Source organism: Chryseobacterium sp. B21-037 (genome assembly GCF_028570785.1).
Classification (GTDB): Bacteria; Bacteroidota; Bacteroidia; order Flavobacteriales; family Weeksellaceae; genus Chryseobacterium; species Chryseobacterium proteolyticum.
This window is the reverse complement of record NZ_JALGCB010000001.1, coordinates 3,676,819-3,692,064: the sequence shown is the minus strand read 5'-3', so window position 1 is coordinate 3,692,064 and position 15,246 is coordinate 3,676,819. Positions and strand designations below refer to the sequence as shown.

Genomic DNA, 15,246 nt, shown 5'->3' with positions numbered 1-15,246 from the left:
TTATTTTTTAATTAAAAGTCCAAGTAAAGGACTTTGATATATATTTTGTTATTTTCTTTTTCCCATAAGTCAATAATGCCTTCTTTTACTGTTTTTGAACTTTTTGTATAGCCTTCTCCGATATTGAGAATATTCAGGAAAATATATTCGTCACCAACAGAATTGACCTGATAGGCGGTTTTTTCGGTTTTCCCATCTCCCGAATTTTTGATTGCGTCGGCAAGTAATCGAAGCTGTGCGAGATGATGAGTAAAATTACTTACATCTTTTTTAGAATCATAAGCACGCAGCAAAATCAGCAGTACGTCCATATTCGTTGGATCCTTACCATATAAAACCTTACCCAATCTTATGCAATCATCGAAATTATTATTTTTAAATGCTTCAGCAAGACTTTTAAAATCATTATCTGAAGTATTTAATTTATTTGATTCGAAATTTCTACCGTAGTACAAATACTGAGCTTCTATACTATCCAGTGACTTTGGAATCCCTTTGTACTTGAAAATCAGTTTATCATAATTATAAAGTGATTCGGGATTTTTAAGGTTTTTCTCTATACTTTTAAAATCAATTTTCGATTTTTGACCGAAGCCTAAAACCGAAATATTCAGCAGCAAAAGGAAAATGTAATATTTCATTAATTGTTGTTTTCATCTTCCTCGTCGTTATCGAAATACTCAAACAGGAAGTCATTATATGGAAATCTTGAAATATGGATTTTCATGACTTCATCATAGATCAATTTCTTCATCTCCGGAAAATTCTCTTTTGTCAAAGCCGAAATAAATACCGTTGGATATTTAGATTTTGCCATCCAGGTCTTTTTCCATTCTTCAAGGGAAACATTCTTTCTTGTTGAAGGTGTCAGATCATCTTCATCCTTCTTCTCATAGCTAAAATCATCAATCTTATTGAAAACCATAATCATAGGCTTCTGATGAGCATTAATTTCCATCAAAACATGATTAACGGATTCTATATGATCTTCAAAACTTTCATGAGAAATATCTACGACATGGATCAGCAAATCAGCTTCCCGCACCTCATCCAAAGTCGATTTAAAGGATTCAACCAACTGGGTCGGTAATTTTCTGATAAATCCTACAGTATCGGTAAGTAAAAACGGAAGGTTCCCGATAACCACTTTTCTGACAGTGGTATCTAATGTTGCAAATAGTTTATTTTCTGCAAAAACTTCAGATTTTGAAAGTGAATTCATCAGAGTAGATTTACCTACATTCGTATACCCTACCAACGCAGCCCGAACAACTTTCCCACGATTATTACGCTGAGTAGCCATCTGCTTGTCTATCGTCTTTAGCTTATCTTTCAGTAAAGTGATTCTGTCACGGATAATACGACGGTCAGTTTCAATTTCAGTTTCACCCGGACCTCTCATTCCAATCCCTCCTTTCTGACGTTCCAAGTGGGTCCACATCCTCGTTAATCGAGGTAAGAGATATTGGTACTGTGCCAGTTCCACCTGGGTTCTAGCGTAAGAAGTTTGTGCTCGTTGTGCAAAAATATCGAGAATAAGATTGGTTCGGTCCAGAATCTTCACCTCCATTTCTCTTTCCAGGTTTTTAAGCTGGGATGGTGAGAGTTCATCATCGAAAATTACTGTTCCTATCTCGTTTTCTTTTACATATTCTTTTATTTCAAGTGCCTTTCCACTTCCAATGAAGGTTTTGGAGTCCGGCTGAGTTAATTTTTGAGTGAAGCGCTTTTGTACCGTTGCTCCTGCTGTGAAAGCTAAAAATTCTAATTCATCCATATACTCTATCAGCTTTTCTTCATCCTGATTTTGAGTAATAACACCTACTAAAACAGCTTTCTCGTAATTATGTTCTTTCTTTTCTAGCATTAAGTTCTATCTATGTTTGTGAGTTTTACAAGATACCCTTTTTAGGGATAAAAAGCAAAACGATTTTTAAGACAATCTAAAATTTTAATGTTAATTTAAGCTTTAAATACTATTAATTTGCGGAAAAATAATAATCAACAAATGCTTTTTTATTACTTTCAAACATTAAACCTTACAAATCCATTAAAACAAAAATAGTACCTGAATGACCGTTTAGAGTATCATTCTGATCATAAAACGATTTTTCATTATATTGAGTCTTCAATTTCAGCTTTAAAACAATATTGTATGGCCAGCCAATCAGAAAAAGATTTTACAAAAAAAACAATGAAATTGAGCATCCTGGACCAATCTCCTGTTGTAATGGGAGAGCATACGCAGGATACCCTTCATAACAGCATTGAACTGGCCCAATGGGCAGAGCATCTTGGTTATGAAAGCATTTTATTCTCCGAACATCATGGAGTTCCTGGTTACGCAAGCTCAAGCCCCGAAATATTAGCCGCTGTTATTTTAAGCAAAACACAAAAAATAAAAGTTGGAACCGCAGGGATCATGCTCAGAAATTATTCTGCATATAAAATTTCTGAGATCACAAAATTACTAGCGTCAATTTTTCCCGGACGTTTTGTACTGGGACTAGGAAAAGCACCGGGCGGTCTTAAAATATCTTCCCTGGCCCTGAACGGCGATAAACTTCCAACAATAAGTAATATCAGCGAAAAACTCCGAGATATCGCAGCCTATATTTCAGATGATACAAGTATTACGCAAGAGCGTTATGGTGATCTGATTGCTCAGCCTCAAAACCTTCAACATATGCCAGAAGTATGGTGGCTGGGCTCAGGGAATAATTCGGCAAAGGAAGCTGCAAAAAACGGATTAGGATATTCCTTCTCTCATTTTTTGATGGACAACAAGCAAAATGAAAGCACGGAAATCTATAGAAATGAATTTAAGCGTGGTAATCTGAGCGAAACACCTCATTTACAAATTGCCGTTTCAGTTTCAGTCGCTGAAAATTACGACACCGCAAAAAGAAATGCCTTATCCATGGCTTACCAGTTTCTTGAAGCACGCAGAGGCCTAGCTCCCTCCCCATTATTACATCCGAATGATATAGAAGAAAAAATGTTAAGTCCTACAGAAAATGATGATTTAAAAAAAATCCTGAAGAATATAATTATTGCCACTCCTGACACAATTCATAAACATCTCTTTGAAATTACAACATTTTACCAAACCAATAATCTGATTATACTAAGCAATATTTACGATAAAGAATCCCGTTTCAAAAATTTTGAATGGATTAGCAATTGTGATGTATAAAGCCACCACCGTTCACCACTTTGTGATTATTATTTCAAATCACCCATTTTAATATTAAAATAAACATAAAACATTAAAAACCAAAATAATTTTAATAACTTTATAATGAGATTTTTGTTTTATTTACATTGATCTATAAAAACTAATTAACATCCGGAGAATCATGATTGCCAATATTAAATGTATGATTATTGATGATGATGAACTGGACAGGCTGGTTCTTCAACATCATATCAATCAGTATGATAATATAGAAATTGTTGCATCTTTTGATTCAGCAGAAAAAGCAATTCCATACCTTGATCTACCAGTAGACGTCCTGTTTATTGAAACCAAACTCCCCGGAATGAACGGAATTGAATTCTGTAAATTAGCCTATAAAATCCCTATTTGTATTTTCATGAGTTCCCACTGTGAGTTTGCTGCCGAGGCTTTCGAACTGGACATACTCGACTTTATTAAAAAACCTTTAAAAACGGATCGTATTCATCATTCGTTACAAAAACTTTTGGATTTTCTTGAAATGAAGGAAAAGAGTGAATGTCTTGATATTTTACTTGGTGAAAATACGATTAAAATCAAAGAAGGGAGTACAATTCTACAAATCAAAATAACAGATATTCTTTATCTGGAGGCATTAAAAGATTACACCAGAATTGTAACTTCTGAAAAAAAACATTGTATTCTCGATTCCCTTGGAAATCTTCTTCATCAAAACCACTTCGATTCTTTTGTAAGAATACACCGCAGCTATGCCGTTCCAAAATATCTTATCCGAAGTAAAACTTCTCACGAAGTGGAACTTACCCATAAGATTAAGCTTCCCATAGGAAGAAGTTATAAAGATAATCTGGCATTTTTCAACATGCCCAATTAAAGTATTCCTCTATTTCTTTTTCGGATTGTCATTTGTCGATTTTTCGTGTCGTTTATCTATTTTCCCAATATCTGCATCCGGGATGTGGTAATTTAGTCTTCCGAAATTCATTAACCCGAATTTATAAACTACTAACCAAAAAAAACTCACATGAAAAGAACATTTATTTCCGGCTTCCTTTTCATATTGTTTATTGTAACCGGACAGCTTAAAGCTCAATCAGCTGTTTTAACTACAGGAACAACTGTCTCAGGAGGTAATGGCTCTATTTCTTATAGTGTCGGCCAGGTCACTTATCTCTCTAAGGGAAGCGGATTCCAGGTTATGGAAGGAGTACAGCAAGCTTTTGAAATTACGACCCTTGACACCCATGAAACGTCATCTGCAGAGGACGGTATTTTACTCTATCCTAATCCCTTTAGAGATTATCTATATCTGGATTTTACAGTAAACAGCTATAAGAACTCAGATTATCAATTATTCGATGCACAAGGTAAGTTGATCAGGAGTGAAAAAATTATGCAGACAAAATCTGAATTTAATTTTTCTTCTCTTCCATCTGCCATGTACATTATAAGAATTAATCAGGATGGTAAAAACATTAAAACATTCAAAATCATAAAAAAATAACTACCATGAAAAAAAATCTACTCATACTAGGGCTTATACTGGGCTGTTTTTTAGCCTTTGGACAAGTACCTGAAAAAATGAGCTATCAGGCCGTTATCCGAAATCTTTCGGGACAACTGATCATCAATCAGAGTATTGCAGTAAAAGTAAGTGTTCTTCAAGGCTCAGCCGCAGGCCCAGTGGTATACTCAGAAAGGTTGACCGGAAATACCAATGCCAATGGTTTAATCAGCCTTGAAATAGGTACAGGAACTGTTCTTACTGGGACATTTGCCGCGATTAACTGGACCACTGGAAATTATTATTTGAAAACAGAAACAGATCCGTCAGGAGGAACCAGCTATACGATATCAGGCACCAGCCAACTTCTCAGCGTTCCTTATGCCATGTACGCAAAATCTGCAGGAGGCGGTGGCGGAAGCTTTACCCTTCCATATTCAGCTACCGTAAATAACACAGCCAGTCTTTTTGCTTTAACCAATGATGGTGATGGAGCAGCCATTGAAGGCACCAACAATACAACAACTTCAAGTATCGCTTCAATAAGGGGTGTTGTAACCAGTACTTCTGCCGGTGGATTTTCTTCGGGAGTCCGGGGAATCAATAATGGCACTGGAGGATTAGGAGTGGGGGTCTGGGGAAGTCAGAACGGAAGCGGATGGGGAGTATATGGAGTTACCCCTAATGGACTGGGTGTTTATGGAAATGCATCGGGAAATGGATACGGTGTATATGCAAACAGCAACGCAGGAACAGGACTTGCCGCAATAAGTACAAACGGGGTTGCTGCTAATATTTCAATAACTAATAATTCCAATGCCAACAGCGCAATTATTGCCTCAACCGCGGGTAACGGAACGGTTGTCAATATTTCTACGACAGGAACCGGTGCAGGATTGAGAAGCACTTCAGGAGCTGGTTTTGCCCTACATGGGATTACAAGCCAAGTATCCTCTGCAGGTGTTGTAGGTGATAACAACGGCAACGGAGAAGCCGTGGTCGGAAGAACAACAAGTGATATAGCCGGTGCTGTAGTCGGAAGAAATGATGGTGGAGGATATGGCGTGAGGGGGTTTATTGCAACAAATAGTACCGGAACAGCGATAGGTGTTTTAGGCCAGGTTGGGCTCAACAACAGTAAAGGTAGAGCTGGCCGATTCGAAAATTTCAATCAAACCAATGAAAATAATACGCTTGAAATCGAAACCAACGGAAATGGAAATATTCCTGATAACACACAAGGAAATGCTTCTTCATTCCTCGTTAATAATACCAATAGTGTCGCCGCTGCCGTAAGAGGTGAAGTAAAAACCATATTCGGCAATTTTGGAGCTGCCGGTATTTTTGGAATATCCTCAGGGACCGGAGGTTTCGCAGGCTTATTCCATGCTTCTAATACGGCCGGAAACGGTCCGGCCCTGGTGGCACTCACCGATGGAAATGGAAATGCAATCACTGCCAATGCCGGCAAAAACGGTAATGGTGTGGAAACAAATATTGATGGAAACGGAAATGCTTTATACGCATGGGTTCCATCTTTTGCAACCGGGCGTGCCGGTAGATTTGAAATTTTCAATGAAGACAATGATACCGAAGTAATCTCTGTGAAAACTGTTGGTAATGGTACTGCAGGAAACTTCAAGGTGGATCGCACAACCGGCACCTCACCGGCAGTAAAAGGTGAAGTGAATTCCATTTTTGCTAATTTCGGTACTGCAGGTATTTTTGGTCTTTCATCAGGAACCGGTGGCTATGGAGGCTTATTTTATTCATCAAATGCCAGTGGAAATGGACCGGCTGTATTAGCCCTTACCGAAGGGAATGGAAACGGGATTACCGCCAATGCTGGTGGTAGCGGCGATGGTATAGAAGCATCATGCGACGGAACAGGTAATGCGATCTCAGGTTTTATTCCCAATTTTGGAACAGGTAAGGCCGGTAGATTTGCTAATTTTAATAATGCCAACGGACAACCTGTTGTACACATAACCACTACTGGTACCGGCTCCACACTTCTTGTCAATCATCAGGGCCCATCTGGTAATATTTCTGTCTATCAAAGTGCATCAGTTAATGTAGCCCGGATCAATAAAGCAGGAAGAGGCTTTTTTAATGGCGGAACACAAAACAGCGGTGCGGACGTTGCAGAAGCATTTGATGTGGAAGGAAATGTTTCTGAATATGAGCCCGGCGACATTTTAGTGATTTCAACAGACTCTGACAGAACGATAGAAAAGTCCTCAAAGCCCTACTCTACACTTGTAGCAGGAGTTTATGCAACCAAACCCGGGGTTTTATTGACTGAAGAAAATATCGATGCAGATCTGTCCGGAAAAGTTCCCATGGGAGTTATCGGAGTGATCCCCACAAAGGTTTGTCTTGAAGGAGGAAAAATTAAAAGAGGAGACCTTTTAGTAACCTCTTCAAAACCAGGAGTTGCCATGAAAGCAAATCTCAAAAAAGTCAGAATTGGACAGGTAATCGGAAAAGCTCTCCAGGATTACAATCAGAATGAAACGGCAAAAATTAAAGTACTAGTAAACATTAAATAAAAAATTATGAAATCATTATATACCATCGCATTACTATTATCAGGACTAAGTATGTATGCCCAGGAAAATAAAACTTCTGAGCCGCAGGATCAGGCCGTTATTTTAAAAAATGCAAAGGAACAGGAAGCTAAGCTCATTAAAGATTATGAGCAGTATAATAAAAACAATCCTCCACACAGCGGGCTGGTATCAGATTATGGACTTGAAGTTAAAAAACAAAATCTAAAACCTAAAAACACATCGGACAATTCAGGAAAATTACTTCCCAATACAGCTAGTTTTGATGAGGTCTTAGCAACAATTCCTAATCGGCGTTCACGTAAAGCAAGTCAACCTATTAATAAGAAAATAACCGTTACGGGACTTTCTAATACGGCAACACTTGAAGAAATAAAAAAAACTATTCCTAGAAACTAATAACCGAAATAAGTCCGCTACTTAGCGGACTTATTTTATCTGTACATTTTTCAAAAAAATTACTGTTAATCCCAATCTGAGGCAACAAACTTCATCACTATCCCTTTATCATCATACAAAGAAAGAAAATGACCCTCCACTGAATACCGCGTAATCCTTTCAAAGCTATTAACAAACGCTCGCTCAAGTTTCATATTCTGACAAGCCATCATTGTACTTCCAACTCCGGAAATCTTCATTTTCCCATTTTTTCTGAACTCTCCGGTAAAAAACATTTTATTACACCCCATGAATGCCCCTCCACGAATCTTTTCTCCTTCCATTGCTCCTGTAAGATTAATTCCCGCGCGGCTTTTAACCATTTCTTCTTTATCAAATTTCCCAAAAGATATAAGCATCCATTCTCTTTGAACTGATGGGTTTTTACCCGGAACTGATGAACAATTAATCATCATTCCTAAAACCAAAACTCCTAATAGACTTATAAATATTTTTTTCATGCAGCCTATCCTTCCATTTTCATACCAATCACGGCCGGAATATCGTAAAAATTAGTAAATTAGCGACACAAAATTATTTTATAAAATGAAAAGACTATTTCTACTATTCACTTTTTTATTGGGCTTTGCCCAGATGAGAGCGGATGAAGGTATGTGGCTGCTAATGCTCATTAAAAGATTAAATGGTGTTGATATGCAAAAAGAAGGTTTGCATTTAACTCCAGAAGAAATTTATTCCGTAAACAATTCTAGTTTAAAAGATGCTATTGTAAGTTTTGGAGGCTTCTGTACCGGTGAAATTGTTTCTGATAAAGGACTGATTTTCACAAACCACCACTGTGGTTATGGTGCTGTTGCAGCAGCTTCTACTCCGGAAAAAGATTATCTGAAGAATGGATTCTGGGCCATGAAGCAAAAAGACGAATTCAACGCTAAAGACCTATATGTTAGATTCTTAGTAAGAATGGATGATGCTTCACAAAGAATCAATGCTAAGCTAAACAACAAAATGACTGGCGAAGAAAGAAAAGCTGTAATTGATGCTGAAACTAAAGCTATTCAGGCTGAGAATTCTGAAAACGGGAAGTATACAGTAGTAGTAAAAGATTTCTTCAATGGAAACGAGTTTTATTATTTCGTTTATCAGGATTATAAAGATATAAGATTGGTAGGTGCACCTCCTTCATCATTAGGTAAATTTGGAGGTGATACTGATAACTGGGAATGGCCTAGACACACAGCAGATTTTACGGTTTTCAGAGTGTATGCTGATGCAGCAGGAAACCCTGCTGAGTACTCTCCAAGCAATACCCCTTTAAAGCCTAAACATTTCCTACCGGTTTCTCTTAAAGGAATTAAGCCTGGAGATTTCTCTATGATCCTTGGTTACCCAGGCAGAACAAACCGTTATTTAACTTCTTACGGTATACAGCAGATGGTAAACAAAGATTATCCAGCTTGGGTAGAAGCTTCTAAATTAGCAATGGATGTGATGAAGAAGTACATGGATAAAGACAAGGCAACTCAGCTTAATTATGCTTCTCAATACGCATCAGTAGCAAATTATTGGAAAAATAGACAAGGAACTATCGATGCTGTTATCAAAAACGGGACAATTACCGATAAGCAGAAAACTGAAGCTAATTTCAAGCAATGGGCTTTACAACCGGCAAATATAGAATATGACGGAGTTTTAGATGATATCTCAATCTATTATAAACAAGTTTCTAATAGAAATGTTGAAAGAAATTATGCCACCCAGCTCTATAGAAATGCTAAATACATCAGCCTTGCTTCTCAGGTAGGCTCTGTACTTAAGTCATATGCTGAACAAGATATGGCAGGAAGATTAGCAATGAAACCAAAAGTAGAAGCTGCGGTAAAAGCTGCTTATGAAAACTTTAATACTAAGTTAGAAGGAGAAATGCTTAATTCAATGGTTGGTCTTTATCAGTCAAGAGTAGATAAAGATGTAGCATCTCCAACTATTATGGCATTAGATTCTAAAAATCTTTCGAACGTTGCTTATTCATCTATTTTTGCTAATAAAACCTCTGTAACCAACTTTATTTTAAATCCGGATCGTTTAAAGCTAGACGCTGATCCACTTTTAAAAATAGCTAACGGGGTCACTACAGATCAAAGGTTATCTTCTGAAAAATTCTCTAAGATTGATGATAATTTTGCTAAAAACAACCGTATATTCTTAGCTGGTTTAATGAAATCCATGCCGGAGAAAAAGTTTTATCCGGACGCTAACTCTACTATGAGATTAACATACGGAACTGTTGATAAATTACCTATCAGAACAGACAGAAACTACTTTGGTGTTACAGATAACTATTATACTGACATGACCGGTTTGGTAGGAAAATACAAAAAAGGAGATGAAGAATTTGATCTTCCTCAAAGAGTAATCGATCTTTACAACATGAAGGACTTCGGTCAATATGCTGATGCTGCCGGTTATATGCCAGTTAATTTCCTTTCTAATAATGATATTACAGGTGGAAACTCCGGGTCTCCGGTAATCGATGGTGACGGTAACCTTATAGGGATCGCATTTGATGGAAACAGTGAAGCTTTAAGTGGTGATATTGTTTTTGAACAAGAATGGCAAAAAACAATCAACGTTGATGTACGTTTTGTTCTTTGGACTATCGATAAATATGCTGGTGCAAGAAGATTAATTGACGAGTTGAAGCTGGTTAGAAGTGAAAACACACCAGCTGATACTAAAACCCGTCCTGCAAAAGCTGAACATGTAAAATCTACCAAAAAGAATAAATAATCTTTTTTTTAAATTTTAAAAGCCGTGAGATTCTCTCACGGCTTTTTTTATACCGTTTAATGAAATAAATACGTGATTGAGTTACCCCTCTGCACCATAAAATTTTGTGATTTTTACGCCGTTTTATAGAATAAAGACAATACGAGATCGTTACAAATAAGATGACGGAGTTAAATTTTCAGCAATAATATGCATTGCTAAAAAAAGATTATTTAAGAAAAATAAAAACAGTTAATTTATTTTAAAATGAAAATTTTATTAAAAAATAGCAAAATGTAAATATTTATTTACTATTTTTGATTTCATTACGCAGTGATATAAGGTTTTTATAACAGAAAATTTTATTATTATTACACAATGAAAAGAATTAGTCTATTTTTTTTAAGCTAAATTTAAGTTTTAAGACTTATCTTTAAGTTGTTAAAAAAAATATATTGTTATGAACTTAAAATTAATTTTATCCGGGATCGCATTGCTGACTCTTTTGGTAGCATGTGATGACAGAAGTAATGAAGACGCTCCCGCTTTACAATCGGAAGGCACAAAAGCAGATTTAAAAGCGGCAAAAAATGTAAAAATCGTTAGCGATACCGTAACAAAACCAGTAGAAAAACCAAATGAGCCAGATTCAAAAGATGGAACAAGCAACAGTACCGCCGACACAATCGACCCGACAAAGCCGGATAGGCCTAAGTAAGCTGATTATTCAGATTACGATGTCTGCATTCGTGTTGATTTCGGCGATCTTACCTTTTCTGAATAATATTGTGGGTTATTTTATTGATGTTAATGTCCAGCTGGCAAATAATGCCGGCGAAAGGCGTTTGGATTTAGATTCAGCAATCTATTTTCTATCAATCCCATCGTGCATAATCCTCCTTGCATTAGGAGGATTATTCAAAGCTCATAGATATACCTTCTATGTGGTTTTTGTTTCCGGATATTTTCACTTAGCGACCTATATTAAGTTTATATTTTTCAATAAGAATATAATTTCCGGATATGCTGATATAGCGATTATCGCCATTATTGCTATAATTGTTTATCTTATCTATCGATTAGACAACTACTATAGAGAAATAAATGTTATTGATAAATTTAACAATAGTACCTTAGAAAGGTTTTCTTCCATATTATACAAACGTAACGATATCACAAAAAATGAGTAATCACAGAGAAAGTTTAAAAATTCTTGTTGCTCTTAGTGATAAACTTTGGGAGGACTACATTGCGGAAATTTTGTCCGAAGAGCAATATCTTGAGAAAATGCGATTGGTAAAAAAAGAGATCAATAATGGATTTATTGGTACCATGCAGGATTTGGAAGTCTTTACTAACGAACTAGGCTACCTTATTCTTAATACCCGAACTAAAACATTATTATCAGGATCTGAAAAAATCATCGTAAACAAGAACTAGCTTACTTTGATCTTGATTCTTTTTCCTCAACCTGAGCTAAAATTCTTTCCAAATATTTGCTTTGCTTAGCGATAGAGGCTTCCAGTTTCTTTTCCAGTTTCGATATCTGGTTCTGGATGAACAGCAAGCTTTTATCCTGTGTATTGTATTGGGCATAAATATTAGCTAATAGGTCACCTATATCTTCATTAAAATCTTTACTCTTCAACATATGATCAGGTTGTAATTCTTGTTCTTCAACCTCATATACTTTCTCTAAACTACTTAAATCCAATACCCCCTCTCCTTTTATAAGCCAATGTAAGTGAGCATTCAGCTCCGGATACACCTCTAAAACTTTAACAACCTTATCAATACCAAGGTCACTTTTTAGTCCTGCTCCTTTGAAATTAGAAGCAGACATCCCTGTTTCCCTGTAAAAAGACTCCTTTTTAATGCTCTTTTCCTCCAAATAAAATAGGATTCTTTCTTTTATGGTTGTTATTTTGTCCATTTTTATTTTATTTTGGTCTAAATTTTGACTATATTTGTGCAAAGATATAAAACAAAATTAAAATAAAATTCTAAAAACATGAAAAATTTCGTTGAACCATCACATGCTTACTACAAACATTTTGAAGCATCTGAATCTTTCCGTCAATTTAAACCTTCTTCCATAACAAAAACTAAAACCATGAACAACAAACACAATATTCGTCGAAACTCAGCGAATGAGTTATATAATGTTTATTCAGTTGCTCAGGATTTACACGACTATAAGGAGGAATACCAATTTACAGAAGGGATTAATGATATGGTTAATTTTGAAGACTGTTTGTGGCTATTTGATCTTATACTGGATGAGCAGCCTCATTCCGATTCCGAAACTCAAATATGGACCTTAAAAAGAGTTCTTCCCCATTCCTTTACACTTACATGCAAAAATAAAGAAGGTCAAAAATTAGCCGAGATTAAGAATATTGAGGCAAGTTTTTATTTTGATGATCTTATTGTAATAAAAAAAGATAAATTATTCTGTTTACCGATTGAAGAGAACATTTACTAAACATACAGATTTTGCATATCAGTATGATGCATTTACAATATAAAAAAATGATGAAGGCTTTTACCCCATATAAGTCCACATCAAACATTCCAAAACTCCCGATCCAAACTTCTGTATTGTATGGCTTCAGAAATATGATGTGAGAAAATATTTTCAGATTCATCAAGATCTGCAATTGTCCGTGCAACCTTCAGAATTCTGTCATACGCTCTTGCGGACAGACCCAGCTTGTCCATCGCTTGTTTTATCAGAGCAAATGAAACCTCATCTAAAGCACAAAATTGCTCAATTTGTCGCGAGCCCATTTGCGCATTGTAACTAATTTCTAAATCTTGATATCTGGCCTGTTGGATTTCTCTGGCTTTCAGTACCCTTGCTCTGATCGTTTCACTTTTTTCACCCTTTCTCTTTTCAGTTAATTGCTCAAATTCAACTTTTTGGATTTCTATGTGGATATCAATACGATCTAAAAGAGGGCCTGATAATTTATTCATATAACGTTGCATTTCCGCAAGGGATGAAGTATTATTAGGATCATCCGGGAAGTATCCGCTAGGACTTGGATTCATCGATGCAATAAGCATAAAGCTCGAGGGATAGTTTACTGTAAACTTTGCCCTTGAAATGGTAACCTCACGATCTTCTAAGGGCTGTCGCATCACTTCAAGCACTGTTCTTTTGAACTCAGGCATTTCATCAAGGAATAAAACACCATTATGTGCGAGGGATATCTCTCCTGGCTGTGGATAGCTTCCCCCACCGACCAAGGCTACATCCGATATCGTATGATGAGGTGATCTGAAAGGACGAATGGTCATTAAAGAAGTTTCAGCACCTATTTTCCCGGCAACGGAATGTATTTTTGTTGTTTCCAAAGCCTCCTTTAAGGTTAATGGAGGTAAAATACTGGGAACTCTTTTTGCCAGCATTGTCTTTCCGCTTCCGGGTGGACCTATCAAAATTATATTATGCCCTCCTGCTGCGGCAACTTCCATTGCCCTCTTTGCCGTTTCCTGCCCTTTTACTTCTGAAAAATCAAAAGGAAACTGATTTACTTTTTCCTGGAATTCTTTTTTTATATCCAAAACAACCTTTTCAATGGGTATTCCTTTATTAAAAAAATCAATCACCTCTTTGATATTACTGACTCCATAAACATCAATTCCTTCCACCACAGCAGCTTCTCTGGTATTTTGCATGGGTAAAATAATCCCCTTAAATCCCTCCTCCTTCGCCTGGATTGCAATGGGTAAAATTCCTTTAATCGGCTGTAAGCTCCCATCCAATGAAAGTTCTCCCATAATGATATAGTTGTGGATATTTTCAGCAAGAATTTGGTCTGATGCAGCTAAAATCCCTATCGCAATACTTAAGTCATATGCGGAACCTTCTTTCCGAAGATCTGCGGGAGCCATATTAATTGTAATTTTTTTACCGGGAATTTTGAAACCGACATTTCTTAATGCTGCAGAAATCCTATAGCTGCTTTCTTTGATTGCATTGTCGGGGAGACCAACTAAATGATAGCCAACGCCACCTGTATCAATATTAACTTCAATAGTAATCGTTCGTGCCGCAACTCCATGAATTGCGCTTCCATAAATTTTGATCAGCATAAGTGTGTTTTAATGTAAATATATCATTTTTTATAAATGAATGAAATATTCATCATTAAAAACTCTGGCAAGAATTTATGTATTTCCTTTGTCGTTTTCAACCGCCTTTCGTAACATCAACCCATTTTTTGAAACCCGATAAAACCTCTAATTCAGAAATAGAAAGTTTTATAGCTGAGTTAGCACTTCCACAAGCCGGATACACAAACTCAAACTCTTTAAGCGAAATGTCTAAAAAAACTGAAACTTGCGAATTAACACCAAAGGGGCAAACACCACCAACAGGATGTCCTACCAAAGGTTCCACATCTTCAAAAGCAAGCATCTTTGCCTTTAATCCAAATTCATCTTTAAACTTTCTATTATCGATCTTCCGGTACCCTGCGGCTACAATTAAAATAACATCGTTATTCTCATCGTACAATGAAATAGATTTTGCTATTTTATTTCCACTAATGTTCAATGCTGCTGCAGCCAGCTCCACCGTGGCACTGGAGGTATCAAATATTATCACTTCGGAATCCTTATTCCATTTTTTCAAGTGAAGTTTTGCTTTTTCTATTCCCATTGTATGATCAAACAAATGCTAATTATATCTTGTTAAATATAATTCATTTCTTACAAAAAAGAAGGACTCATTACGCTATATTGGTTCTGTTTCCGGATAAAAAAACCGGTGCAGAATAAATTCTGCACCGACTCCA

General features: G+C 36.4%; 16 protein-coding genes. 10 read left to right on the top strand and 6 right to left on the bottom strand.

Annotated features, from left to right (window positions below):
* Positions 1-11 precede the first annotated feature (11 nt).
* Both MTQ00_RS16520 and hflX read right to left on the bottom strand, forming a co-directional pair.
* Positions 12-641, bottom strand: coding sequence for a DUF4919 domain-containing protein (locus MTQ00_RS16520; RefSeq protein ID WP_273650341.1), 630 nt, complete (start codon positions 639-641; stop codon positions 12-14).
* Complete coding sequence (gene hflX / locus MTQ00_RS16515) at positions 641-1,867, bottom strand: GTPase HflX (protein WP_172281937.1); 1,227 nt, start codon at positions 1,865-1,867, stop codon at positions 641-643. The genes MTQ00_RS16520 and hflX overlap by 1 nt, the downstream gene beginning before the upstream one ends.
* A 327-nt stretch (positions 1,868-2,194) precedes the next feature.
* Between hflX and MTQ00_RS16510 the strand changes: the two genes are divergently transcribed.
* From MTQ00_RS16510 to MTQ00_RS16490, 5 genes are all read left to right on the top strand, one after another.
* Positions 2,195-3,196, top strand: a complete 1,002-nt coding sequence (locus MTQ00_RS16510; RefSeq protein WP_273650340.1) for an MsnO8 family LLM class oxidoreductase — start codon at positions 2,195-2,197, stop codon at positions 3,194-3,196.
* A 163-nt stretch (positions 3,197-3,359) separates the two neighbouring features.
* Complete coding sequence (locus MTQ00_RS16505) at positions 3,360-4,073, top strand: LytR/AlgR family response regulator transcription factor (protein ID WP_273650339.1); 714 nt, start codon at positions 3,360-3,362, stop codon at positions 4,071-4,073.
* Between the two features lie 150 nt (positions 4,074-4,223).
* Positions 4,224-4,703: a T9SS type A sorting domain-containing protein gene (locus tag MTQ00_RS16500; protein ID WP_273650338.1), complete on the top strand. Its 480-nt coding sequence runs from the start codon at positions 4,224-4,226 to the stop codon at positions 4,701-4,703.
* Positions 4,704-4,708: 5 nt separating this feature from the next.
* Positions 4,709-7,255, top strand: coding sequence for a beta strand repeat-containing protein (locus MTQ00_RS16495; RefSeq protein ID WP_273650337.1), 2,547 nt, complete (start codon positions 4,709-4,711; stop codon positions 7,253-7,255).
* 6 nt (positions 7,256-7,261) lie between these two features.
* Positions 7,262-7,672: a hypothetical protein gene (locus tag MTQ00_RS16490; protein ID WP_273650336.1), complete on the top strand. Its 411-nt coding sequence runs from the start codon at positions 7,262-7,264 to the stop codon at positions 7,670-7,672.
* Between the two features lie 65 nt (positions 7,673-7,737).
* On the opposite strand, the gene MTQ00_RS16485 is transcribed toward MTQ00_RS16490, so the two are convergent.
* Positions 7,738-8,172, bottom strand: a complete 435-nt coding sequence (locus MTQ00_RS16485; RefSeq protein WP_273650335.1) for an META domain-containing protein — start codon at positions 8,170-8,172, stop codon at positions 7,738-7,740.
* Between the two features lie 85 nt (positions 8,173-8,257).
* On the opposite strand from MTQ00_RS16485, the gene MTQ00_RS16480 reads away from it, so the two are divergent.
* The 4 genes from MTQ00_RS16480 (at position 8,258) to MTQ00_RS16465 (ending at position 11,881) form a co-directional block, all read left to right on the top strand.
* Positions 8,258-10,462, top strand: a complete 2,205-nt coding sequence (locus MTQ00_RS16480; protein ID WP_273650334.1) for a S46 family peptidase — start codon at positions 8,258-8,260, stop codon at positions 10,460-10,462.
* A 439-nt stretch (positions 10,463-10,901) separates the two neighbouring features.
* On the top strand, positions 10,902-11,159 hold the full coding sequence (locus MTQ00_RS16475; protein WP_273650333.1) for a hypothetical protein: 258 nt from the start codon (positions 10,902-10,904) through the stop codon (positions 11,157-11,159).
* The gene (locus tag MTQ00_RS16470; RefSeq protein WP_273650332.1) at positions 11,098-11,631 is read left to right on the top strand and encodes a hypothetical protein; all 534 of its coding nucleotides are present in this window, start codon (positions 11,098-11,100) and stop codon (positions 11,629-11,631) included. Before MTQ00_RS16475 ends, MTQ00_RS16470 begins: the two co-directional genes overlap by 62 nt.
* The gene (locus MTQ00_RS16465; protein WP_172281918.1) at positions 11,624-11,881 is read left to right on the top strand and encodes a hypothetical protein; all 258 of its coding nucleotides are present in this window, start codon (positions 11,624-11,626) and stop codon (positions 11,879-11,881) included. Before MTQ00_RS16470 ends, MTQ00_RS16465 begins: the two co-directional genes overlap by 8 nt.
* A gap of 1 nt (position 11,882) precedes the next feature.
* On the opposite strand, the gene MTQ00_RS16460 is transcribed toward MTQ00_RS16465, so the two are convergent.
* Positions 11,883-12,374 (bottom strand): hypothetical protein, encoded by a 492-nt coding sequence (locus MTQ00_RS16460; protein WP_273650331.1) that lies wholly within the window; start codon positions 12,372-12,374, stop codon positions 11,883-11,885.
* A gap of 78 nt (positions 12,375-12,452) precedes the next feature.
* Here MTQ00_RS16460 and MTQ00_RS16455 point away from each other — a divergent pair, with 78 nt between their 5' ends.
* Entirely contained in the window at positions 12,453-12,926 is a 474-nt protein-coding gene (locus tag MTQ00_RS16455) for a DUF6876 family protein (RefSeq protein WP_273650330.1), read from the top strand.
* A gap of 80 nt (positions 12,927-13,006) precedes the next feature.
* On the opposite strand, the gene MTQ00_RS16450 is transcribed toward MTQ00_RS16455, so the two are convergent.
* Together MTQ00_RS16450 and MTQ00_RS16445 are read right to left on the bottom strand one after the other, a co-directional pair.
* Positions 13,007-14,542, bottom strand: coding sequence for a YifB family Mg chelatase-like AAA ATPase (locus MTQ00_RS16450; protein WP_273650329.1), 1,536 nt, complete (start codon positions 14,540-14,542; stop codon positions 13,007-13,009).
* A gap of 97 nt (positions 14,543-14,639) precedes the next feature.
* Positions 14,640-15,110: a YbaK/EbsC family protein gene (locus MTQ00_RS16445; protein ID WP_273650328.1), complete on the bottom strand. Its 471-nt coding sequence runs from the start codon at positions 15,108-15,110 to the stop codon at positions 14,640-14,642.
* Between the last annotated feature and the right edge of the window lie 136 nt (positions 15,111-15,246).